General features: G+C 71.8%; 21 protein-coding genes and 3 tRNA genes. 13 read left to right on the top strand and 11 right to left on the bottom strand.

Annotated elements, in window-relative coordinates:
- Window positions 1–187 precede the first annotated feature (187 nt).
- A complete protein-coding gene (locus tag O7634_RS15535; RefSeq protein ID WP_278150841.1) occupies window positions 188–1,252 on the bottom strand; it encodes an LCP family protein in 1,065 nt (354 codons plus the stop codon).
- Between the two features lie 121 nt (window positions 1,253–1,373).
- On the opposite strand from O7634_RS15535, the gene O7634_RS15540 reads away from it, so the two are divergent.
- The 3 genes from O7634_RS15540 to O7634_RS15550 all read left to right on the top strand — a co-directional run bounded on the left by O7634_RS15540 (window position 1,374) and on the right by O7634_RS15550 (window position 4,125).
- Window positions 1,374–2,207, top strand: coding sequence for a class I SAM-dependent methyltransferase (locus O7634_RS15540; RefSeq protein WP_278150842.1), 834 nt, complete (start codon window positions 1,374–1,376; stop codon window positions 2,205–2,207).
- 4 nt (window positions 2,208–2,211) lie between these two features.
- The gene (locus tag O7634_RS15545) at window positions 2,212–3,030 is read left to right on the top strand and encodes an MOSC N-terminal beta barrel domain-containing protein (protein ID WP_278150843.1); all 819 of its coding nucleotides are present in this window, start codon (window positions 2,212–2,214) and stop codon (window positions 3,028–3,030) included.
- Window positions 3,031–3,135: 105 nt separating this feature from the next.
- Window positions 3,136–4,125, top strand: coding sequence for an expansin EXLX1 family cellulose-binding protein (locus O7634_RS15550; protein WP_278150844.1), 990 nt, complete (start codon window positions 3,136–3,138; stop codon window positions 4,123–4,125).
- A gap of 3 nt (window positions 4,126–4,128) precedes the next feature.
- Here O7634_RS15550 and O7634_RS15555 read toward each other — a convergent pair whose 3' ends face one another.
- From O7634_RS15555 to bcp, 3 genes are all read right to left on the bottom strand, one after another.
- Window positions 4,129–4,653 (bottom strand): GNAT family N-acetyltransferase, encoded by a 525-nt coding sequence (locus O7634_RS15555; protein WP_278150845.1) that lies wholly within the window; start codon window positions 4,651–4,653, stop codon window positions 4,129–4,131.
- Window positions 4,654–4,747: 94 nt separating this feature from the next.
- Window positions 4,748–4,830: transfer RNA gene (locus tag O7634_RS15560), tRNA-Leu, on the bottom strand.
- A gap of 69 nt (window positions 4,831–4,899) precedes the next feature.
- Window positions 4,900–5,376 (bottom strand): thioredoxin-dependent thiol peroxidase, encoded by a 477-nt coding sequence (gene bcp, locus O7634_RS15565; protein WP_278150846.1) that lies wholly within the window; start codon window positions 5,374–5,376, stop codon window positions 4,900–4,902.
- A gap of 177 nt (window positions 5,377–5,553) precedes the next feature.
- On the opposite strand from bcp, the gene O7634_RS15570 reads away from it, so the two are divergent.
- Genes O7634_RS15570 through O7634_RS15585 form a run of 4 tightly spaced genes read left to right on the top strand, consistent with a single transcriptional unit; the run spans window position 5,554 to window position 8,220 of the window.
- A complete protein-coding gene (locus O7634_RS15570) occupies window positions 5,554–6,270 on the top strand; it encodes an energy-coupling factor ABC transporter permease (protein WP_278150847.1) in 717 nt (238 codons plus the stop codon).
- The gene (locus O7634_RS15575; protein ID WP_278150848.1) at window positions 6,267–6,677 is read left to right on the top strand and encodes a PDGLE domain-containing protein; all 411 of its coding nucleotides are present in this window, start codon (window positions 6,267–6,269) and stop codon (window positions 6,675–6,677) included. Before O7634_RS15570 ends, O7634_RS15575 begins: the two co-directional genes overlap by 4 nt.
- A 17-nt stretch (window positions 6,678–6,694) precedes the next feature.
- On the top strand, window positions 6,695–7,465 hold the full coding sequence (gene cbiQ / locus O7634_RS15580) for a cobalt ECF transporter T component CbiQ (protein ID WP_278150849.1): 771 nt from the start codon (window positions 6,695–6,697) through the stop codon (window positions 7,463–7,465).
- Entirely contained in the window at window positions 7,462–8,220 is a 759-nt protein-coding gene (locus O7634_RS15585) for an ABC transporter ATP-binding protein (protein WP_278150850.1), read from the top strand. The genes cbiQ and O7634_RS15585 overlap by 4 nt, the downstream gene beginning before the upstream one ends.
- A 343-nt stretch (window positions 8,221–8,563) precedes the next feature.
- Here the strand turns inward: O7634_RS15585 and O7634_RS15590 are convergent, their stop codons facing one another.
- The 4 genes from O7634_RS15590 to O7634_RS15605 are packed head-to-tail and all read right to left on the bottom strand — an operon-like array spanning window position 8,564 to window position 11,511.
- Window positions 8,564–9,658 (bottom strand): hypothetical protein, encoded by a 1,095-nt coding sequence (locus O7634_RS15590; RefSeq protein ID WP_278150851.1) that lies wholly within the window; start codon window positions 9,656–9,658, stop codon window positions 8,564–8,566.
- Window positions 9,655–10,371: a thioredoxin domain-containing protein gene (locus tag O7634_RS15595; protein WP_278150852.1), complete on the bottom strand. Its 717-nt coding sequence runs from the start codon at window positions 10,369–10,371 to the stop codon at window positions 9,655–9,657. Before O7634_RS15595 ends, O7634_RS15590 begins: the two co-directional genes overlap by 4 nt.
- Window positions 10,364–10,888: a MauE/DoxX family redox-associated membrane protein gene (locus O7634_RS15600; protein WP_278150853.1), complete on the bottom strand. Its 525-nt coding sequence runs from the start codon at window positions 10,886–10,888 to the stop codon at window positions 10,364–10,366. The genes O7634_RS15595 and O7634_RS15600 overlap by 8 nt, the downstream gene beginning before the upstream one ends.
- Before the next feature lie 32 nt (window positions 10,889–10,920).
- Complete coding sequence (locus tag O7634_RS15605) at window positions 10,921–11,511, bottom strand: sigma-70 family RNA polymerase sigma factor (RefSeq protein WP_278150854.1); 591 nt, start codon at window positions 11,509–11,511, stop codon at window positions 10,921–10,923.
- A 171-nt stretch (window positions 11,512–11,682) separates the two neighbouring features.
- Here O7634_RS15605 and O7634_RS15610 point away from each other — a divergent pair, with 171 nt between their 5' ends.
- From O7634_RS15610 to O7634_RS15620, 3 genes are all read left to right on the top strand, one after another.
- Complete coding sequence (locus O7634_RS15610; protein ID WP_278150855.1) at window positions 11,683–13,350, top strand: copper resistance protein CopC; 1,668 nt, start codon at window positions 11,683–11,685, stop codon at window positions 13,348–13,350.
- Between the two features lie 17 nt (window positions 13,351–13,367).
- Entirely contained in the window at window positions 13,368–14,102 is a 735-nt protein-coding gene (locus O7634_RS15615; protein WP_278150856.1) for a YcnI family protein, read from the top strand.
- Window positions 14,103–14,253: 151 nt separating this feature from the next.
- Window positions 14,254–14,796: a hypothetical protein gene (locus O7634_RS15620; RefSeq protein WP_278153981.1), complete on the top strand. Its 543-nt coding sequence runs from the start codon at window positions 14,254–14,256 to the stop codon at window positions 14,794–14,796.
- Window positions 14,797–14,890: 94 nt separating this feature from the next.
- On the opposite strand, the gene O7634_RS15625 is transcribed toward O7634_RS15620, so the two are convergent.
- Entirely contained in the window at window positions 14,891–16,174 is a 1,284-nt protein-coding gene (locus O7634_RS15625; RefSeq protein ID WP_278150857.1) for a glycosyltransferase 87 family protein, read from the bottom strand.
- Window positions 16,175–16,246: 72 nt separating this feature from the next.
- Between O7634_RS15625 and orn the strand changes: the two genes are divergently transcribed.
- Together orn and O7634_RS15635 are read left to right on the top strand one after the other, a co-directional pair.
- The gene (orn, locus tag O7634_RS15630) at window positions 16,247–16,837 is read left to right on the top strand and encodes an oligoribonuclease (RefSeq protein WP_278150858.1); all 591 of its coding nucleotides are present in this window, start codon (window positions 16,247–16,249) and stop codon (window positions 16,835–16,837) included.
- A gap of 105 nt (window positions 16,838–16,942) precedes the next feature.
- Window positions 16,943–17,018: transfer RNA gene (locus O7634_RS15635), tRNA-His, on the top strand.
- Window positions 17,019–17,140: 122 nt separating this feature from the next.
- Here the strand turns inward: O7634_RS15635 and O7634_RS15640 are convergent.
- Window positions 17,141–18,430, bottom strand: coding sequence for an Ig-like domain-containing protein (locus O7634_RS15640; protein WP_278150859.1), 1,290 nt, complete (start codon window positions 18,428–18,430; stop codon window positions 17,141–17,143).
- 245 nt (window positions 18,431–18,675) lie between these two features.
- Window positions 18,676–19,938 (bottom strand): Ig-like domain-containing protein, encoded by a 1,263-nt coding sequence (locus O7634_RS15645; RefSeq protein WP_278150860.1) that lies wholly within the window; start codon window positions 19,936–19,938, stop codon window positions 18,676–18,678.
- A 187-nt stretch (window positions 19,939–20,125) separates the two neighbouring features.
- Between O7634_RS15645 and O7634_RS15650 the strand changes: the two genes are divergently transcribed.
- Window positions 20,126–20,201: transfer RNA gene (locus O7634_RS15650), tRNA-Lys, on the top strand.
- Window positions 20,202–20,291 lie beyond the last annotated feature (90 nt).

Consider the following 20,291-nt stretch of genomic DNA (forward strand, 5'->3'; position numbering starts at 1 on the left):
GTTGCCGCGGGGCCACCTGATGCTCTGCGACCCCGCCGACCGCGTTCGAGTCACTTACCGCCGATTGTCTGGACATGCTCGATTCCTCCCCCGTGGCAGCCCTCGGCCGTACCTGTCGAGCCTTGGGCGATCGCAGGATATGAGGAGCTCAACCGGGCCGCCAGAGCCGGAAGGACGATTAAGCGCCCTACTTACCGGCAGCCAGAATCTCCGGCACCGCATCCCGTCGAACCGCGCCGTAGAACGACTTTGCCTTCTCGGTGTTCGCGAAGACGACGCTCTCGCTGCCGACCTGGCCGGTGCCCTTCGTCGGACTGGTCAGGAAGGTGAGGTTGCCGCCCCGCAGGTTGCGTAGGTCGGTCGCCATGTCCAGGAGGGACATCTTCTCGTCCACCGACACGGCGCTGGACGACGCCTTGACGAACGAGTTGAGCCGGCCCGGGTTGGTCAGGATGCCGCCGGACGCCGCCCGGTCCATGATGGCCTTGATGACCTGCTGCTGGTGTCGGATGCGCGCGAAGTCGCCGTCGGCAAACTGCTTACGCTGCCGCGAGTAGTCCAACGCGGCTTCCCCGTCCAACCGCTGCATGCCCTGCTTGAAGGTGCGGAACGGCGGGTGGATCGAGGTGAACGACTTCTCCGAGTCGATGTCGACGCCGCCCAGCGCGTCGATGATCTCCACAAACCCGGCAAAGTCGATGATCATGACATGGTCGATGCGAACGTTCGTGAACTTCTCCACGGTCTGCACCATCAGGGGCACGCCACCCCAGGCGTAGGCAGCGTTGATCTTGGCATCCCGGCCCCCGTTGCTGCCGTTCTTGGAACGGGGTACCGGCACCCAGGTGTCCCGCGGGATCGAGACGAGCTGCGCGCTCGACCGGTCCTTGGGGATGTGCGCCAGGATGATGCTATCGGTACGCGAACCGGCCGTGCCCTCCGGATCGCGCGAGTCGCTGCCCAGGATCAGCATGTTCAGCGCGCCCTTGACCGCCGGCTGCGGGCGGCTCTCCTCGGGTACGTCGACGAATGCGTCCACCCGCTCGATGTCGGAATTGATCGAGCGGAAGTAGAGCCCTCCCGCGACGAGACCACCACCGCCGAGAAGCGCCAACACCAGAAAGGTGATCAGAACGACCTTCTGCCACCGGGGGCGGCGACGTTTCGGCCGCGTCGCCTCGGTCGGCTCTGGTGCTGACTGCTCGTCGACGAACTGGGTGCGGGGTGCGTCGTGCTCCTGGCCATACTGCATGCGGCGATGCTACTGATTTCGCGTTTCCGCCAGGTACCCCCGTCCGGTCCACTCGGCCGCACATCCTTGGCCGAACGGCTTTCCCCACCGCACGTTTGCCTCGACCTGATATAAGGCAACGGTGGACGCTACGCAGCTACGGCGAGCCATCGCCCGCACCCCCCTTGCCCCCGTCGCCGCGTTCCCCAAGCGGCTCGCCCGGATCGCCCGCCACGACGCCAAGGTGTTACGCGTCTCGGCCCGCTGGCTGGTCACCTCCCGTGAGCATCACAACTACACGTACGAGCTGACGAAACTCAGCCGCCACCACCTGACCTGGTTCGTCAGCGTGGTCTGCGACCTGCCGGTGCGGCAGGCGCGCGACCACATCGCCGAGATCGAGTCCGACGAGGTGCTGCGGCGGCACATCGAGCAGGCCACCGCCACCGCCGCCCGCCGTGGCCTCGCCGACCGGAAGGTGCACTACGCCCGACGTGTCGGCTGGTACGCGATCGTCCGGGCCACCCGGCCCGCACACGTGGTGGAGACGGGCGTCGACAAGGGTCTGGGCACCCTGGTGCTCGCGTCCGCGCTGCTGCGCAACGCGCAGGAGGGGCACCCCGGTCGGGTCACCTCGCTGGACATCAACCCGGAGGCCGGCTACCTCGCCGCCAGCGAGCCCTGGTCGAGCGTCGTCGACCTGGTCATCGGCGACTCGATCGCCTCGATCAACGCGCTGGACCGCCCGGTCGACCTGTTCCTGCACGACAGCGACCACAGCCGCGCCCACGAGAAGCGGGAGTTCGACGCCGTGGAGTCGAAGCTCGCCCCCGGCGCGATCCTGCTGACCGACAACGTCACCAGCACCAACGTGCTCGCCGAGCATGCCGAACGCACCGGCCGCCGGTTCCTCGCCTACCGGGAGAGCCCGGCGAACCACTGGTATCCGGGCGACGGGATCGGCGTGGCATGGTGACCGGATGCGGCTGACCTCGATTCACACGTACCCCGTCAAGGGTTGTCACCGGCTCGACCACGACGGCGCGTTCGTGCGGCCGTGGGGGCTGGCCGGTGACCGGCGGTGGATGGTCGTGGGCGCCGACGGCGTCGGCGTCACCCAGCGGGACACCACCCGGCTGGTCGGGTTGCGCGCCTCGGTGCGATCCGGTGGCCTGACGCTGCGCGCCGACGGACAGCCCGACCTCGACGTCCCGGAACCGGCCGGCGGTGAGCCGATCGCTGTGCGCACCTTCCGCAGCCGCACGTTCCCGGTCCCGGCCCGGCGGGCCGGGCGGGCGGCCGACGAGTGGTTGAGCGCGCTGCTCGGCCGGGCGGTCCGGCTGGTCTGGCTGGCCGAGCCGACCCGCCACATCCCGGCCGGAGACCGCGAGCACGACACCGGTGACCAGGTCAGTTTCGCCGACGCCTACCCGCTGCTGCTGGCCAACACCGCCTCCCTCGACGCCCTCAACGGATGGCTGGCCGAGGCGGGCGAGGAGCCGGTGCCGATGACCCGGTTCCGGCCCAACCTGGTGGTCGACGGGGCGTCGCCGTGGGCCGAGGACGACTGGGTCGGCCGTCCGCTGCGCATCGGTGACCTTCGGTTCCGCGCCGCCGGGCCGTGCGACCGCTGCGTGGTCACCACGACGGACCAGGAGACCGGGGTACGCACCAGGGAGCCGCTGCGCACCCTGGGGCGGTACCGCAACGTCAGGCAGAAGCTCCTCTTCGGACTGAACCTGGTGCCGCTCGACAGCGGGCAGGTGTCAGTGGGGGCGCCGATAGTCGTCGAACCCTGACCGGGCAGGGTGACCGACACGCTTCGATCACCGTGCGTCGATGCTGTCTTAGCTTTGGCTTAGCCGGCTTGTCGGTGACGGTCCCGATCCGGCAGCATCGCCGTCGTGGCGGACGGTAGCGCTGTCGACATCAGCATCGACCTGGACCAGCTTCCCGAGGAGCGACCCGCGCCGTCGTCCGGCCCGACGTCCTGGCTGGTCGCCGCCGGCGTCACCGTCCTCGCGGCGGTGCTCGGCCTGACCCTGACCCTGCGCTCCGGCTCCACCCCGGCCTGCGCCGCCGGTCGGTCGCTCGCCGCCGCCCCGCCCACCGGCACCGCCACGCACAGCGGAAAGGCGACGTTCTACGACTCGAAGGGCGCCGGCGGCAACTGCTCGAACCCGGCCGCCCCGGCGAACCGGCTCTACGTCGCGCTCGGCCCCACCGAATACTCCGCCGGGGCCGCCTGCGGTGGATTCCTCGACGTCACCGGGCCGAAGGGCAGCGTCCGCGTGCTCATCATGGACCAGTGCCCGGAGTGCGAACCCGGGCATCTCGACCTGTCCCGCGAGGCGTTCGCCCGGATCGCCGATCCGGTGCAGGGTGTGGTCCCGGTGACCTACCGCGCGGTGGTCAACCCGCCGCTGCCCGGCCCGCTCACCTTCCGCATCAAGGAGGGCGCGTCGCAGTGGTGGTTCGCCGTCCGCGTCGGCAACCACGGCAACCCGCTGCGGTCCGTCGAGGTCCGGCAGGATGACAACGATCCGTGGCAGTCCGCCGTCCGACAGGACTACAACTACTGGCTGATCGCCTCCGGTGCCGGGCCGGGCCCGTTCCGGCTCCGGGTCACCGACGTGTACGGAACCCGGGTCACCGCCGGCGGCATCCGGATGGCCCCCGGCCAGGTGCAGACCAGCACGGTCCGGATGTACCTGCCCGGGGGCGCGGCTGCCACGCCGCGCCCGTCCGCGTCGGCCCGGCCGTCCGCCACGAGGCTCGCCGCCACGCCACCGCCGAGCCGCCGCCCGGTGGAGGTGTCCAGGGCGAACCCGTCCGCCACCGGCGCGCCGACCACCAGCGCGGCCGTGGCGAACGCCCGGTGGTGCGCGGGCTGACCGTCAGGCGGGCCCCAGGTCGAGCCACATCAGGATCTCGTCCCGGTCGTCGCCGGGCGCCACCCGCAGCGCTCCCGGTAGCCGGCCGACCTCCCGGTAGCCGAGGCGGGCGTAGAACTTCTCCAGACCCAGCCCGCCGCGCACCGTGACGTGCAGCGCCTCGTGGCCGAACGCCCTGCCCAGCCGGGCGGCCTCCGCCATCAGCGTCGATCCGTGGCCGCTGCCCTGGGTGTCCGGGTGGACCATCACCCGCTTCAGCACGCACCAGTGCGCCTTGAGCGGGAACCGGTTGTCGCTGAAGATCAACAAGGCGACCAGCCGGTCCCCGTCGTAGCCGAGCAGCAGCCGGTCCGGTCCGTCGGCGATGCCGGCGAACGTCGGGTCGGCGATCACGCGGACGTCGTCGGCCTCGACGGGTGGTACGAAGCCGACCGCGCCACCGGCGTTGCTGACGTCCACCCAGAGGTCGACGATCTCGGCGCGCAACCGCGGGGTCAGGTCGGGGTCGAGGACGAAGCGCAGACTCACGCCCGCCATCCTGACCTGATGGGCACTCTCCCGACCCGGGGCAGTGACGCGCCCGACACTCGTGTGTGCCGGGCGCGCGACGCGTGGTGACCTGTGCGGGAGAGGGGATTCGAACCCCTACGCCCTTTCGGACAATAGGACCTAAACCTATCGCGGCTGCCGTTACGCCACTCCCGCCGACCCGCTGAGTCTAGAGCCTCCCGCGTCGACGGTGTCGACCCCGGCCGGGTGCCCGGTGCGCCGGGCTCAGTCCAGGCCGAGGTCGCGGCGGAGCTTCGCCACGTGCCCGGTGGCCTTGACGTTGTAGAGCGCCCGCTCGATCTTGCCGTCGGCGTCGATGACGAACGTGGAGCGGATCACGCCGGTGACGGTCTTGCCGTACAACTGCTTCTCGCCGTACGCCCCGTAGGCGGCCAGCACGGTCCGGTCCGGGTCGGACACGAGCGGGAAGGTGATGGCGTCGCGTTCGCGGAACTTCGCCAGCTTCTCCGGCTTGTCCGGGGAGATGCCGACGACCTCGAAGCCGGCGGCCTGGAGCGAGGCGAGCGAGTCGCGGAAGTCGCAGGCCTGCTTGGTGCAGCCCGGTGTCATCGCGGCCGGGTAGGCGTACAGGACCACCTTGCGGCCGCGCAGGTCGGCGAGGGAGAGCTGGTCGCCGGTGTCGGTGGCGAGGGTGAACTCGGGCGCGGGGTCACCGGGGGAGAGTCGGTCGGGCGCGGTCATGGCCCGACGATACCGTCGTCCGCGCCGGTGTCATCGCCACCGGTGCGCCCGGCCGGTCACCCGCGGTCAAGGTGATCATCACCTCGCGTTGTTGCCAGACTATGGCAACAACGTGGCCTGGGAAATAGGCTGAGCCACGCCGGCCCGGTCGGGGCCCGCTGACGCGTGGGAGGTCGCGTGGAAACACTGGCGATGCACATCTCGAACGGGATCATCGACGGTCCCGTCGCGGCGATCTTCGCCGCGCTCGCTCTCGTCGCGCTGACCGCCTGCGTCGTGCGCGGCCGGCGTGACCTGGACGACCGGCTGGCCCCGATGGCCGGTCTGGTGGCGGCGTTCATCTTCGCCGTCCAGATGCTCAACTTCCCGATCTTCACGGCCGGCGTGAGCGGTCACCTGCTCGGTGGCGCGCTGGCGGCCATGCTCGTCGGGCCGTGGGTCGGCGCGCTCTGCGTGTCAGTGGTGCTGGTCGTGCAGGCGCTGATCTTCGGCGACGGCGGCGTGGCGATGCTCGGCCTGAACATCACCAACATGGCGCTGCTCGGCACCGCCGCGGCGTACCTGCTGATCGCCCTGCTCCTGCGGGTGCTGCCGCGTACCCCCGCCGGCCTGGCGGTGACCGCCTTCGTCGCCGCGATGCTCAGCGTCGTCGTCGCGTCGCAGGGCTTCGTCCTCCAGTACTGGCTGGGCGGCACCACCGACCTGGGCGGCAACCTGGCCGGCCTGGCCGGCACGATGGCCGGCGTCCACCTGCTGATCGGCATCGGCGAGGGCCTGATCACCGCGACCACGGTGCTGACCGTCGCGAAGGTGCGCCCCGACCTGGTGTACGCGCTGCGCTCCCTGAAGACGCCCATCGCCCCCGCTGTCCCGGTCGCCGGAGGTGTCCGATGAGGAACCGAACCTGGGCCTTCCTGGCCGGTGGCCTGCTGGTCGCCCTGCTGCTCGCCGGCGTGGTGAGCAACTACGCCTCGTCGCACCCGGACGGGTTGGACTCCTCCCTGCTCAAGGGCTGCACCGTCGACGCCGACGACACCATCGTCGGCGGCAGCTGCCCGGCCCAGCAGGCGAAGGACCACGAGCTGGGCGACAGCCCGCTGGCCGACTACGGGGTGCGCGGCGTCGACAACGCCTTCGTCTCCACCGGCCTGTCCGGGGTGCTCGGCGTGCTCGTCACCTTCGCGATCGGGGCCGGCGGCTTCTGGCTGCTGCGTCGCCGGGGCGGCACGCCGACCGGCGACGCCGCGCCGACGTCCGCCGAGGGCGACGCGCCGGCGGCCCGCGCCGAAGTGACGAACTGAGCAGGGGGTACGCGGAGATGGGCGCCGGTCACGGGCATGTGCTGTACCGCGAGTCGGACTCGCCGGTGCACCGGCTCCCACCCGAGGTCAAGATCGCGGCGATGGTGGTCTTCACCATCGCCGTGGTGGCCACCCCACGCGAGGCGTTCTGGGCCTTCGGGGCGTACGCGATGCTGGTCGCGGCGGTGGCGGCGCTGGCCCGGGTGGGCCCGCGCTGGCTGCTCAGCCGGGCGCTGATCGAGGTGCCGTTCGTGCTGTTCGCCGTCGCGCTGCCGTTCCTCGGCGCCGGTGACCGGGTCGAGGTGCTGGGCCTGCGGCTGTCCGAGGACGGGCTGCACGGCGCCTGGAACATCCTGGCCAAGGGCACCCTGGGTGTGCTCGCCTCGCTGCTGCTCGCCGCGACCACCACCACCCGCGACCTGATCGTGGGGTTGGACCGGCTGCGCTGCCCGCAGGTGCTCACCCAGATCGCCACGTTCATGCTGCGCTACCTCGACGTGCTGGTCGGCGAGGCGCGGCGGATGCGGGTGGCCCGGATCTCCCGGGGCGACGACCCCCGCTTCCTGTGGCAGCTCCGCGGCTTCGCCGCCGGCATCGGGGCGCTGTTCCTGCGCGCCTTCGAGCGCGGCGAGCGGGTCTACCTGGCGATGCTGTCCCGGGGGTACACCGGGCGGATGCCCGCCGTGTGGCAGGGCGAGGGCGCGGCGACCGCCGGCCAGTGGCTGGTCGCGGCGACGGTGCCAGTGGTGGCGGCCTCCATCGCCGTGACCTCGGTCGTCCTGTCATGATCGGTCTCGTGCAGACCGCTCTCTCGCTCGAGGTCCACGGCGTCCGGTACGCGTACCCGGACGGGCACGTCGCCCTGCACGGGGTGGATCTGCGGGTGCCGCGCGGCGACCGGGTGGCGCTGCTCGGGCCCAACGGCGCCGGCAAGACCACACTGGTGCTGCACCTCAACGGCATCCTCGCCCCGACCGAGGGCAGCGTGAGCGTCGGTGGGCTCACCGTCACCCCGGACCGGACGACACTGGCCGAGGTGCGCCGCCGGGTCGGCATCGTCTTCCAGGACCCGGACGACCAGTTGTTCCTGCCCACTGTCGCGGAGGACGTGGCCTTCGGGCCGGCGAACCTCGGCCTGCGCGGCCCGGAGTTGGCCGCCCGGGTGGACGAGGCGCTCGCCGCGGTGGGGATGAGCGAGCATCGGGACCGCGCCCCGCAGCACCTGTCGTTCGGGCAACGTCGCCGGGTGGCGGTGGCCACCGTACTGGCCATGCACCCGGAGATCCTGGTGCTCGACGAGCCGTCCTCGAACCTGGACCCGGCCGCCCGTCGGGAGCTGGCCGAGATCCTGCGCGGCCTGCCGGTGACCCTGCTGATGGTCACGCACGACCTGCCGTACGCGGCGGAGCTGTGCGAACGTTCGGTGATCCTCGACGGCGGCCGGGTCGTCGCCGACGCTCCCACGTCCGCACTGCTCCGCGACACAGCCCTCCTGTCCCGCCACCGCCTGGAACTCCCCCACGGCTACACCCCCACCCCCTAACCCACCCCACCCCACCCCACCCCGCGCCGCGCCCCCACCCCGCGCCCCCGCGCCGCACCGTGCCGCGCCCTCGCGCCGCCCGCCCCCGCCCTCGCGCCGCGCCGTGCCGCGCCCTCGCGCCGCGCCCCCGCCCCCGCGCCATCGATCTTGCACTTGCTGTCGCGGCAAACCATTGCATAAGCCGCATAACGTCAACCCAAAGTGCAAGATCGACGGGGGCGGGGCGGGGCGGGACCAGGGCGGGACCAGGGCGGGGCGAGGACGGGGGCGGGGCGGGCGGGCGAGGACGGGGGCGGGGCGGGGTTTGGCCGCGCCTGCGGGGGCGGGGGGTGTGGGGGCGGGGTTAGGGGGCTTGGGCGGGGGTGCGGGGGGTTGTGGAGGCGGCGCGGGAGGTCGCATGTAGGCGTAGGACGCCGGCGGCTGTCGCGCCCGCGCCGACGACCAGGACCACCGCGACCATGACCCGGGCGACCTCCGGCGACCAGGGCACCGGGGCGATGGACCGGGCGAACACGGCGGCGTTCGCCACCCCGGCGAAGAGCGCCAGGCAGGCCCCGGCCAGCGCCACGGCGAAGTCGCCGGCCGGACGGCGACGCAGCGCGTAGAGGCCGGCGGCGACCGCGCCGAGGCCGGTGAGCAGCGACCAGATCTGCCCGGACAGCAGGCCGGTCAGCACCCCGCCGATGCCCTGGGCGCCCGCGTCGACCTCACGTCCCACCGAATAGGCGACCGCGACCGCGCCGCCGACGACGAGCAACGCGCCGAGCGCGGACAGCGCCCGGACGCCGGCCGGCGACGCGGCGGCGACCAGGCCGAGCGCGCCCACCGCGAGCAGCCCGACGATGCTCACCGCCCACCAGGTGTACGCGTCCGGCGGCGGCACCCAGTCCAGCGTGCCGACGATCGCCACCGGGTCGGCGCCGTCGCGTAGCGGTACGGTCCAGTCCCGGACCCGGTGCTCGCGCTCCGGGTCGGCGCGTACCGCCGCCGGTGGCGTCGACTCCTGCCACAGCGCGCGCCTGTCGTGCCAGCGCGCCGTTGTCCCGTCGGCGACCCGCTGCCAGGACGGCGGCGCGGCCGGGTCGGCCTCGGCCGGGAGCGCGGTGTCCCCGGTGATGGTGCGGTTCAGATAGGTGGCGGGGGAGTTCCGGTTCTCGAACACCCCGTTCGGGCCGACCCGCAGGTAGGGCTCGCCGGAGTAGCCGATCACCTCGACGGCGCGGCCGGTGTTGTTGGTCAGCTCCAGTCGGGCGCCCGCCTCGACGACACGTACCGCCAGACCCGGCCGCGCCGGTGTGACCCCGCTGGTGCGGGTCCGGTAGTCGGTGGCGTCCGGGGCGTCCGCGCCGTGCGCGGCGGCGGGCGCCGCGCCGAGCAGCGTCGCCACGCAGACCGTCGCGGCGACCAGGGCGGCACGGCCCAGCAGGGTACGGATCACTTGCCGGCCGCCGCCACGGCCGCGGTGAGGCCCTGCGGGGTGCGGTCGGCGAGCGGTTCACCGTTGACCAGGATGGTCGGGGTGCCGGTCACGTCGCTGCGGCTGGCCTCTTCGGTGACGTGCTCGGTCCACGTCAGGTACGTGCCGTCCTTGACGCAGCCGGCGAACGAGGCCCGGTCGAGCCCCACCCCGACGCCGATGTCGATCAGCTCGTCGTTGCTGAGCCCGGCGCTGCCCTCGGGCGGTTGCTTGGCGAAGAGCGCCGAGGCGTACTCGCGGAACTTGCCCCCGGCCGCCGCGCACCCGGACGCGGCCGAGGACCGGGTCGAGTATTCGGTGGTGGAGAAGCGGTTGAGGTACGCGACCGGGTGGTAGACCACCTTCGCCTTGTTCTCGGCCGCCAACTGGGTGAGCGTCGCCCCGCTGGACTGCTCGAACTGGTTGCAGGCCGGGCAGAGGAAGTCCTCGTAGACGTCGACGGTGACCGGCCCGCCACCGGTGACGATGCCGGTGCCGTCGGCGTTCGCGCCGGGCGGGGTGGTGAAGGTGTCCGAACGCTGGCCGGACCAGACGGCCCAGCCGACGACCCCGGCGACGACCAGGACGACGACCGCCGCTGCGGAGACCCAGATCGTGCGCCGACGCCGCCGCTCGCGGGCGAGTTGCTCGCGGACCACGCGGGCGGCGTCCCGCCGCCCCTTGCGACTACTCATCCTCGTCCTCCACCACGGGTTCGCCGGACAACCAGCCGTCCACCGATACCGGCGTACGCGGCCAGACCAGCAGGAATCCGGCCAGCACCAAGAATCCCAGGTCCCGGAGGATCTCCGGGAGGTAACTGGGCGCCTGCCCCTCGGCGAGCTGCCCGCCGCTGCCGAAACAGCCGCAGTCGATGGCCAGCCCACGTGCCCAGGCCGAGGCGATCCCGACGACGAAGACCACCAGCAGCGCGGCGGACACCCCGGCGACGAGCCGGGTGGCCAGCCCTGCCAGCAGCAGCACGCCCAACGCCAGCTCGACGAAGGGCAGCGCCGCCCCGAGCACAGTCGCCACGTCGTACGGCAGCACCTGGTAGGCGTTGACAGCTCGCCCGGACGCGGCCAGGTCGCCGACCTTCGACGCGCCGGCGACCAGCCAGACGGCGGCGAGGCCGAGGCGGGCGGCGACGCCGAGCCAGGGCCGGACGACGGGCCACCGGCCGAGCCGGTCGGAAGGTGCGGTCACGCTCATTTGTCGTCCCGTCCGGGCCGGAAGTTCCGGGGTCAGCCGGTCAGGGCGTCGCCGACCGCCTCGACCAGCTCGTCGCGGGCCCGGGCGACCCGGGACCGGATGGTGCCCACCGGCACCCCCTCGACGGCGGCGGCCTCGGCGTACGACAGCCCGAGCAGTTGGGTGAGCACGAACGCGGCGCGGCGCTCGGCGCTGAGCCGGCGGACCAGGTCGCGGGCGCCGAGCTGACCGGCCGGGTCCGGGTGCGGGCGGTCGGTGTACGCGTTCGCGGCCAGGCGGGCGTCGAGCCGCCGCCGGCGGACCACGGTGCGGAGGTGGTCGGCGCAGGTTCGCCGGGCGATGCCGAGCAGCCAGGTGCGGGCGCTGGAGCGCCCCTCGAACGTGGGCAGCGCCCGGAACGCCCGCAGGTAGGTCTCCTGGGTCAGGTCGTCGGCGCTGTCCTGGTCGACGAGGGCGGCGGCGAACCGCCAGACCTCGGCCTGGGTCAGCCGGACGAACGCCGCCTGGGCGACCGGGTCACCGTCGCGGGCGCTCAGCGCCCAGTCGGTCGCCGGGTCCCGGGCGACGTCGCCGACATTCTCGGCCGGACCGGCGGCGGCGTTGTCACGCGGGACAGGGATCACGACACACCAGGCTACGCGGCGGACGGCCGGGCGTCAGGGTCGTTGGTCCTCAGATGGTCTGCGCCACGTCGGGAACTTTTCCCCGCCGCCGGCCGACTAACGCTGCATGACGTGGGACCACGGACGCGATGATCCGCCTCGGGTCGCCGGAAGGGACACCCATCGGCGACCATGGCCGGCATGATTGTCGCCCCCCGCCGTTGGGCCGCCCGGCTGGCCGCGGCCGCCGGCCTCCTGGTCACCGTCGTCGCCCTGCTGATCGCGCCAGCAACCCCGGCCAGCGCCCACGCGGTGCTGGAGAGCACCAGCCCGGCCGCCTCGTCGGTGGTGCCGAGCGGGCCCTCCGAGGTGGTCCTGACGTTCAGCGAGTCGGTCCGCAAGGTGCCCGACAAGATCAGGATCATCGCGCCGGACGGCTCCCGTGCCGACCGGGGCGAGCCGGCCTTCGACGGCGGGGTGGTCCGCATTCCGGTCGACCCGGGCGGCGGGCGCGGCACCTACCTGGTCAGCTTCCGGGTGATCTCCGCCGACAGTCACCCGGTCTCCGGGGCCTTCACCTACTCGGTCGGCGCGCCCTCGACGCCTCCCGTCGACTCCGGCTCGGACAGCCGGGCCAACCCGGTCGTCGGCAACGCGGTGAAGGTGGCCCGCTTCCTCGGCTACGCCGGCCTGGTGCTGCTGATCGGGCCGGCGCTGGTGCTCGCCGCGCTCTGGCCGCGGCGGCTCTCCCGGCGGGGGCCGACCCGACTGGCCTGGGCCGGCCTGGGCCTGGTGGCCTTCGCCACCCTCGCCGACCTGTGGTTGCAGGTGCCCTACACGGCCGGCGGCGGTCTCTTCGATGTCACCGGCGAGGGGTTCGGCACGGTGTTCGGCAGCGCCTTCGGCGCCGCCCACCTGGTCCGCCTCGGCCTGCTGGCGGCGTCGGCCTTCCTGCTGCGGCCCATACTCGCGCGACCCGCGGGCCGGGCCGACGCGATCATCCTGGCCATCCTCGGTGGCGCGGCCCTGTTCACCTGGCCGCTGGCCGGGCACCCGGCGGCCTCCCCGGCGCCGGCGGTCTCCGTGGTGGTCGACGCGGTCCACCTGGGCAGCATGGCCGTCTGGTTGGGTGGTCTGCTCATGCTCGCCGTCTTCCTGCTGCGGCAGGCCGACGAGCGCGAGTTGGGCGCGATCCTGCCGATCTGGTCCCGCTGGGCTGCGCTCGCCGTCTCGGCGCTGCTGCTCGCCGGCACCGTACAGGCCCTGATCGAGGTGGCCACCCCGAAGGCGCTGGTCGAGACCACGTACGGGCGGCTGCTGCTCGCCAAGATCGGGCTGTTCGCGCTGGTCATCGTCGTGGCCGCGTACTCCCGGCACCTGGTGCGCAGCCGGATCGCCGAGCAGCGCCCGGCGCCGGTGCGCCGGGCGGTCTGGGCGGAGTTGGCGGTGACCGTGGTGGTGCTGGGCCTGTCCGCCACGCTGGTGCAGACCACGCCAGCGCGGACCGCGGTGGCCGGGCCGTCCGGCGGCGTCGAGGCCGGCCTGTTCTCCACCACCCTGTCCAGCTCGCTGTTCAGCATGCAGATCGAGCTGAGCCCGGCCGAGCGGGGCAACAACTCGGTGCACCTCTACGCCTACAGCAAGGACAATCTGCCGCTGCCGGTGAAGGAGTGGAAGGCCACCGCCGCGCTGCCCTCGGCCGGAATCGAGCCGATCGACGTCCCGCTGCTGCCGCTGACCGACAACCACGCCTACGGCGACGTCAGCCTGCCGGCCGCCGGTGACTGGCAGATCAAGATCACCGCCCGCACCACCGACATCGACCAGGCCACGGTGACCGCCACCGTGCCCATCCGTTAGAGAGGTCCGCGACACCCATGACCCGACTCCGGCGTACCGCAACCGCCGCTGCCGCCCTGGCGTTCACCGCCGCCGCCACCGCTGTGCTCGGCTTCGCCGGACCGGCGTCCGCCCACGTCACAGTCAACCCGAAGGAGGCGACCCAGGGCGGCTACGCCCGGGTGGCGTTCCGGGTGCCCAACGAGAGCGACAGCGCGTCCACGGTGAAGCTCGAGGTGGTGCTCCCGGAGAACGCGCCGGTCGGTTCGGTGTCGACGATGCCGGTACCGGGCTGGACGGTGGCCGTGGAGAAGCGCAAGGTCGACCCGCCGATCGAGGTGCACGGCAGCCCGATCACCGAGGCGGTGTCGAAGCTCACCTGGACCGCGTCCGCGGACGCGGGGGTGAAGCCGGGTCAGTTCCAGGAGTTCCCCGTCTCGATGGGGCCGCTGCCCACCGTCGATTCGATGATCTTCAAGACCCTCCAGACCTACTCGGACGGCAACATCTCGCGCTGGATCGAGGAGCCGGCGCCGGGCGGCGAGGAGCCGGACCACCCGGCCCCGGTGCTCACCCTCGCCGCCGCCGCTCCGGCCGGTTCGGCCACGCCGAGCGCCGCCGCCGTCGCGGCCCCGGACGACGACGATGACGACGAGGGCAACGGCCTCGCTGTCGGCCTCGGCGTGGCCGGTCTGGTCGCCGGTCTGGCCGGTCTGGCGCTGGGTGGGCTGGCGTTCACGCGGACCCGGCGGGAGCCGACCGCCACGTCCTGACCCCGTAGCGACCCGCTGGCCCGCCGGAGCATCCGGCGGGCCAGCGTGCTTTCCGCAGTCGAATGCTGCCGTGCCGTGGATATCCCCTGATCAGACGGTGTACGTCGGTAAGGTCGGCCGGGTGTTCGGCTACGAGAGGGGGACGGTGCGGATGCGTTTCGCGCGGGTGATCACCGGAGTGCTGCTGTTGGTGGTGGGGGTTCCGGCGCTGTTCGCCGGTGGTGCGGACCTGATCCTGGACCTACGCGCCGAGTTGCGGGCGGCGTGGACGGGCCTGGCCACCTGGGCGCTGCTCGCCGTCGGCGTGCTGCTGGTGGTGTGCGCGGCGCTGCTGCTCCTGCGCCCGTTGCGTCCGCGTGAAGTGATCTTCGTGGTCGAGCCGGACCAGGTGCCGGTGCTCGCCGGGCGGCTCGGGGTCAGCTCGCTGAGCGGCCTGGGTGCGCGGGACGCGGGGACGCCCCCGCCGTTGCCGGAAGCCCGGCAGCTCGCCCCGGTCGGCTCGGGCGCGGCGGAGCGGCAGCTTTCCGCGATCGGCGCGGAACCGGCGCGGCCGGCCACCCTCGCCGACCTGAACGAGCAGGGGCGGCTGCCCCGCCCACCGGACGTGGCGCTGAATCTCGCCTGGCCGCCGGCCCCTGTCGACGAGGTTACGGCGCGACCGGTGCGGGTCAGTCCACCGACGGACAGCGCCTGAACGGCGAGCGGCCCTCCGCGCTGCCGACGTGGAGGGCCACCCTCACCGGGGGAGCGGTGCTAACCGAGCGACGCGTGAGGTAGACGCGACGAGGTTAACCGCTTTGGTGGCTAGTCGACAGGTCCGTCCATTTGGTGCGATTTTCGGCAGGCTGCTCCGCTCGGATGGGCAGGGCCACGAGCAGCAGCAGGCTCAGCAGGACGTAACTGTTCTGGAGGACGAAGTCCACCGGATCGTGGGTGTGGATCGGACCCGCGCCCCACTTCTGGAACGTCACCACGCCGTACACGATCACCGCCGTGGTGACCAGCGCGAGCGCCGCCAACCACCACCGTCGGCGTCCCTCCTCCGGGCGGTCGGCGCGCAACGCCCCGTCGACGAGCAGCACCACCGCCGGCACGAACCAGTAGATGTGGTGGGTCCAGGTGATCGGGCTGGCCAGCGCGCCCACCAGCCCGGTCAGCGTCAGGCCGGTCAACGCGTCACCGGCCCGCGCCGCCCGGACGGCCCGCCACAGCCCGTAACCGGCGACGACGGCGACCACCAGCAGCCACAGCAACCGGTCCGGCCGGTCCGGTTCGGTGAAGCGGCTGAGCAGGCCGAACAGCGACTGGTTACCGACGATGTCGGTGCGCCCGACCCGCTCGGTGGTCCACAACTCCTGGGTCCAGAACCGCCACGAGTCGTGCGGAGCGATCGCCGCCGCGAGCAGTGTCGCCGCCGCCGCGGTGGCGCTCGCCACCGCCGCGGCCCGCCACCGCCGCGTCGCCAGCAGGTACACGATGAAGATGCCGGGGAAGAGCTTGAGCGCCGTCGCCAGGCCCACGCCCACCCCCGCCCAGCGTCGGGCCTGCGGTACGGCGAACAGCAGGTCGGCGAGGATCAGCACGACGAGCAGCATGTTGATCTGGCCGAAGGTGATCGTCTCGCGGATGCTCTCCACCGCCAGCACCAGCAGCACGGCGGCGGTCAGTGTGAACGTCCGGGGCAGGTCGTGCCGGGCGATCACCGGGTTCACCAGCCAGCGGGTGGTCAGCACCACGGCCAGCACGGTCAGCACCGTGAAGATCGTCACGGTGGCGCCCAGCCGCAGCAGGCCGAACGGCCACAGCAGCATTGCGCTGAACGGCGGGTAGGTGAAGTACAGCTCGCCCTGCACCCGGTCCGGCTGAACGTAGTCGTAGAGCGGGTGGCCGACGCGCCACCAGTCCATCGCCGACATGTAGATCTTGAGGTCGAAGAAGTTGTGCGCCAGGTTGGGCAGGTAGAGCGCGGGCAGTACGGCGACGAGCGCCACCACCGCGACCAGGCGACGGACCGTACGGCCGCCGGGATCGTCTTCGGTGACGGCGGGCGGTGCGACGGGTTCTGCTGGCACAGCGAAACCCTAGCGGTCCGGTCCGCCGAGAGCGCGCAGCCGCAGGGCGTGGGCTGCGCGTAGGCTGTCGCCGTGGCTGATCTTCTCGTCTGGATCGACTGTGAGATGACCGGGTTGGACCTCGGCAGGGACAAACTGATCGAGGTCGCGGCACTGGTCACCGATCCCGACCTCAACGTTCTTGGTGACGGCGTCGACGTGGTGATCCACGCCGACGAGCTGGCGCTGGAGGCGATGCCGGAGGTCGTCCAGACGATGCACGCCAGGTCCGGCCTGACCGAGGAGGTCCGTCGCTCGACGGTCACCCTCGCCGAGGCCGAGGACCTGGTCCTGGACTACGTCCGTACCTTCGTGAAGGAACCGCGGACGGCGCCGCTGTGCGGCAACTCGATCGCCACCGACCGGGGCTTCATCGCCCGCGACATGCCCCGCCTCGACGCGCACCTGCACTACCGGATGATCGACGTGTCGTCGATCAAGGAGCTGTGCCGTCGCTGGTACCCGCGGGTGTACTTCGGCCAGCCGCAGAAGGGCCTCGCGCACCGGGCGCTCGCCGACATCCGGGAGAGCATCCGGGAGTTGGAGTACTACCGGCGCACCGTTTTCGTCCCGCTGCCCGGCCCGGACGTGGACACCGCCAAGGCCATCGCCGCCGAACTCTGAGGCCGCCGCGCGCCCGCCGGCAACCCGCTGGACGTGCCCGGCCGGGGTGTGGCTATTATTGGTCCGCACCCAGCCCGGGGCGACTCACCGGGTGACGGCGGCATGGTGGCTGTAGCTCAGTTGGCAGAGCACCGGGTTGTGGTCCCGGTTGTCGTGGGTTCAATTCCCATCAGTCACCCCAGCGCAGGCCCCCTCTCCGGAGGGGGCCTGCTGTTTGTGCGCCCCTTCCGGCCGCCTTCCAGAAAACCGGGGCATCCGATCGAGCTGGATGCCGCGGTTTCCTGAATATCGAGTCGATCTCGCTCAGGCGGTCGGCGTCGGGGACGGGGTGCCGGCGCCGTCCGGTGTCGCCGGGGCGTCCGGGTCGGCCGGCGGCTCGTACGGCAGGGCGCTGCCCTTGACGTACTCGTCCCAGCTCATGTTCCAGTCGGTCCAGCCGTTGCCGTTCTGAAGCTTGCGCTCGGTCCCCTTGACCGTGATCGGGTCACCGATCTGGGTGTTCTTGAAGAGCCAGTCGCCGTTGGCCATCGACACGTTCACGCAACCGTGCGAGACGTTCACGCTGCCCTGCTGCCCCTCCGACCAGGGCGCGGCGTGGATGAACTCGCCGCCCCAGGTCAGCCGCTGCGCGAAGTCAATCTTGGTGCGGTAGCCCTCCTCCGGGCCCAACTCCTCGAACGTGTCGAAGACCGTCTTGCGCAGCTTCTCGATCACCACCATCGTGCCGCTGGACGACGGGGTGCTCTTCTTGCCCAGGCTGACCGGGATGGTCTTGATCACCGCGCCGTCGCGGGTCACCGTCATCCGCTTGGTCTTGTTGTCCACCGTCATGAGCAGGGCGGAACCGATCTTGATGTCCACCGAGAGGTCGGCGCGGCCGTACCACCCGTTGCCCATCGGCAGACCGCCGGCCTGTACCCGGTAGGAGACCTTGCTGCCGCTCTTCCAGAACTCCTTCGGCCGGTAGCGGATCTCGGTGGGGCTGACCCAGTGCCAGATCCCCTCCTGCGCCGGGGTCGAGGTGACGGTCATCCGCCGCTGCACGTCGTCGCGGTAGTCCTCCGGGATGTTCCGGCTGAACTTGACGATCAGCGGCATGCCCACGCCGACCACCTGGTTGTCGCCGAGGAAGCTGCTCACGCGTACCTGATTGGCGGGCTTGGCCATCGTGGTGAAGGTGCTCGTCGCGGTGGCCGGACGCCCGTCGTCGCCGGTCGCCGTCACCGTCGCCGTGTAGCTGGTGCCGTACTCCAGGGCGCCGGCCGGCAGCCAGGACCTGCCGTCCGGGGCGAGCGTGCCCTGCACCGCCTTGCCGGCCGCGTCCTTCAGCTCGACGGCGGTCTCCGTGGCGTCCTTGGTGGTGAAGGTGATGCCGGTGGAGGCGGGCACGTCCTTGGCGTCGGCGGCCGGCTCGCTGATCGTCGCCGTCGCCTTCGGCGCCTTGTCCTCGGCGCCGCCCTGCCACGAGGACGGCTTGCCGGCGTCGCCGTCGGTGCAGGCGGAGGTGAAGGCCAGCGCCACGGCGAGAAGACCCGCCGCCAACACGCGGCGTCGCCCACCGGGTCTGATCAGCTGGTCCTGGCTAGCTCGCATGATTCCCTCACAGTCGTGGTCGCTGCCCCATCGTCCTACTGACGTGCCAGAGCCGGCCCCGGTTGCTCGAGGTGAAAGGAAACACGCCACCAATAGTGCCCGAATTCTGCTACTATCCGGCGTTTCGTGAATCTGGCTCGTCTCCGTACCCGGCCTTCCGGGGTAGCCGCGCCGTCGTCGCGGCGGGAGTGCAACGGTACGCGCCGGCCCGGCCGTTGGGCAGGGCCGGCGCGACGGTTGCGGACTCAGAGAGCCGGACCGGCCCCACCACTCGGCACCGGCAGGGCGCTGCCCTTGATGAACGCCGACCAGCTCAGGCTCCATGCGGTCCAACCGTTGCCGGAGGCGAGGCGGCGCTCGGTGCCCTTGATCGTGATCGGGTCGCCGATCCGCGTCCGGTCGAACAACCACCTGGCGTTCGCCATCGACACGTTCACGCAGCCGTGCGAGACGTTCTGCCGCCCCTGCACGTGCTCCGACCAGGGCGCGGCGTGGATGTACTCGCCACCCCAGGTGAGCCGCTGGGCGAACTGGATGTCGGTGACGTAGCGGTTGGCCGGGTCCGGGTCGTCGCGGGTGTCGAAGACGGTGGCCTCCTTCTTCTCCATCACCACCATCGTGCCGCTGGACGACGGCGTGCTCTTCTTGCCCAGGCTCACCGGGATGCTGCGCACCAGCGAGCCGTTCTCGTACACCGACATCTTCTTGTTGGCGTTGTCGACCTTCATCTCGAACGCTCGGCCGATCTTGGCGGTGGCCTTGCGGTCGACGTCGCCGTACCGGCCGTTGCTCAGCGGCAGCCCCGCGATGGCGATGCGCACGGTCAGGGTGGTGCCCGGCTTCCAGTACTCCGGCCCCCGGTAGTACGCCTGCGTGCCGTTGTCGACCCAGTGCCACGCCCCCGGCTGCGGCGGATCGGTCCGGACGAACATCCGCTTCTGTACGGCCGCCCGGTCCTTCTTCGGGATGCCCGGGTGGAACTCGGTGACCACCGGCATCGCCACGCCGTAGCTCTTGTCGTCGAAGAGGTACAGACCCGACCCGATCGTCGACTTCGGCTTGGCCATCGTGGTGAAGGTGCTGGTGCCCTGGCTGCTGGTCCCGTCCGCAGCGGTCGCCGTCACCGTGGCGGTGTAGCGGGTGCCCCACTTCAGGGGAGCGGACGGCACCCAGGCCGAGCCGTCGGTGCGCAGCTTGCCCTCCACGCCGCCGCCACCGTCGGCGGTCACCGTGACGGAGGACACCTTCGCGCCGTCCGGCAGCTTCGTGCTGATCTCCGTGCTCACCGGCCTGTTCTTCGCGCCGTCGGCCGGGCTCAGCGTGAGCGCCGGACCACTCGGGGAACTCGACGGCGCAGGTTCGGCCGAACCGGGTGCGGCGCTCACGTCTGACGACGCCCCGCCCACGAATTCCGGCTTCTTCTTGTCGTCGCCGCACCCGGTCAGTGCCAGCGACGCCACCAGAGTCAGAGCGCCCACCACCGCCCCGGCTCGCGTGAACCGTGCCATGCCCACCTCTGTTCTCGCGTACCTGGCGGACATCGTGCCGTATGACTGCCCCAACCCATGCCCCAGTGCCGAGCGCGCGAGGGTGTTTGTGGCGTTTTGCCCGCAAAGCTCGACCGAAGGGGGGAGTCGGGGAACCGAATTGGAGCCCGGGTTGGCGGGGTGCTAATGTTCTCTCCGTTGCCGACGAGCGCCGCTAGCTCAACTGGCAGAGCAGCGGACTCTTAATCCGCGGGTTCGGGGTTCGAGTCCCTGGCGGCGCACCAACGAGCAAGGCCTTGACCTGGTAATTCACACCGGGCCGGGGCCTTTTTCGTGTACGTGGGTGGTGGGTGGTCGCTCGGTGTCCTTCGAGC

Source organism: Micromonospora sp. WMMD1120, from assembly GCF_029626235.1.
Taxonomy (GTDB): domain Bacteria; phylum Actinomycetota; class Actinomycetes; order Mycobacteriales; family Micromonosporaceae; genus Micromonospora.

Excerpts from the sequence above, each read along its gene's own strand:
- O7634_RS15535 (WP_278150841.1), bottom strand. The coding sequence starts at position 1,252 with ATGCAGTATGGCCAGGAGCACGACGCACCCCGCACCCAGTTCGTCGAC.
- O7634_RS15545 (WP_278150843.1), top strand. The coding sequence starts at position 2,212 with ATGCGGCTGACCTCGATTCACACGTACCCCGTCAAGGGTTGTCACCGG.
- bcp (WP_278150846.1), bottom strand. The coding sequence starts at position 5,376 with ATGACCGCGCCCGACCGACTCTCCCCCGGTGACCCCGCGCCCGAGTTC.
- O7634_RS15575 (WP_278150848.1), top strand. The coding sequence starts at position 6,267 with ATGAGGAACCGAACCTGGGCCTTCCTGGCCGGTGGCCTGCTGGTCGCC.
- cbiQ (WP_278150849.1), top strand. The coding sequence starts at position 6,695 with ATGGGCGCCGGTCACGGGCATGTGCTGTACCGCGAGTCGGACTCGCCG.
- O7634_RS15585 (WP_278150850.1), top strand. The coding sequence starts at position 7,462 with ATGATCGGTCTCGTGCAGACCGCTCTCTCGCTCGAGGTCCACGGCGTC.
- O7634_RS15595 (WP_278150852.1), bottom strand. The coding sequence starts at position 10,371 with ATGAGTAGTCGCAAGGGGCGGCGGGACGCCGCCCGCGTGGTCCGCGAG.
- O7634_RS15600 (WP_278150853.1), bottom strand. The coding sequence starts at position 10,888 with ATGAGCGTGACCGCACCTTCCGACCGGCTCGGCCGGTGGCCCGTCGTC.
- O7634_RS15610 (WP_278150855.1), top strand. The coding sequence starts at position 11,683 with ATGGCCGGCATGATTGTCGCCCCCCGCCGTTGGGCCGCCCGGCTGGCC.
- O7634_RS15615 (WP_278150856.1), top strand. The coding sequence starts at position 13,368 with ATGACCCGACTCCGGCGTACCGCAACCGCCGCTGCCGCCCTGGCGTTC.
- O7634_RS15620 (WP_278153981.1), top strand. The coding sequence starts at position 14,254 with ATGCGTTTCGCGCGGGTGATCACCGGAGTGCTGCTGTTGGTGGTGGGG.
- O7634_RS15640 (WP_278150859.1), bottom strand. The coding sequence starts at position 18,430 with ATGCGAGCTAGCCAGGACCAGCTGATCAGACCCGGTGGGCGACGCCGC.
- O7634_RS15645 (WP_278150860.1), bottom strand. The coding sequence starts at position 19,938 with ATGGCACGGTTCACGCGAGCCGGGGCGGTGGTGGGCGCTCTGACTCTG.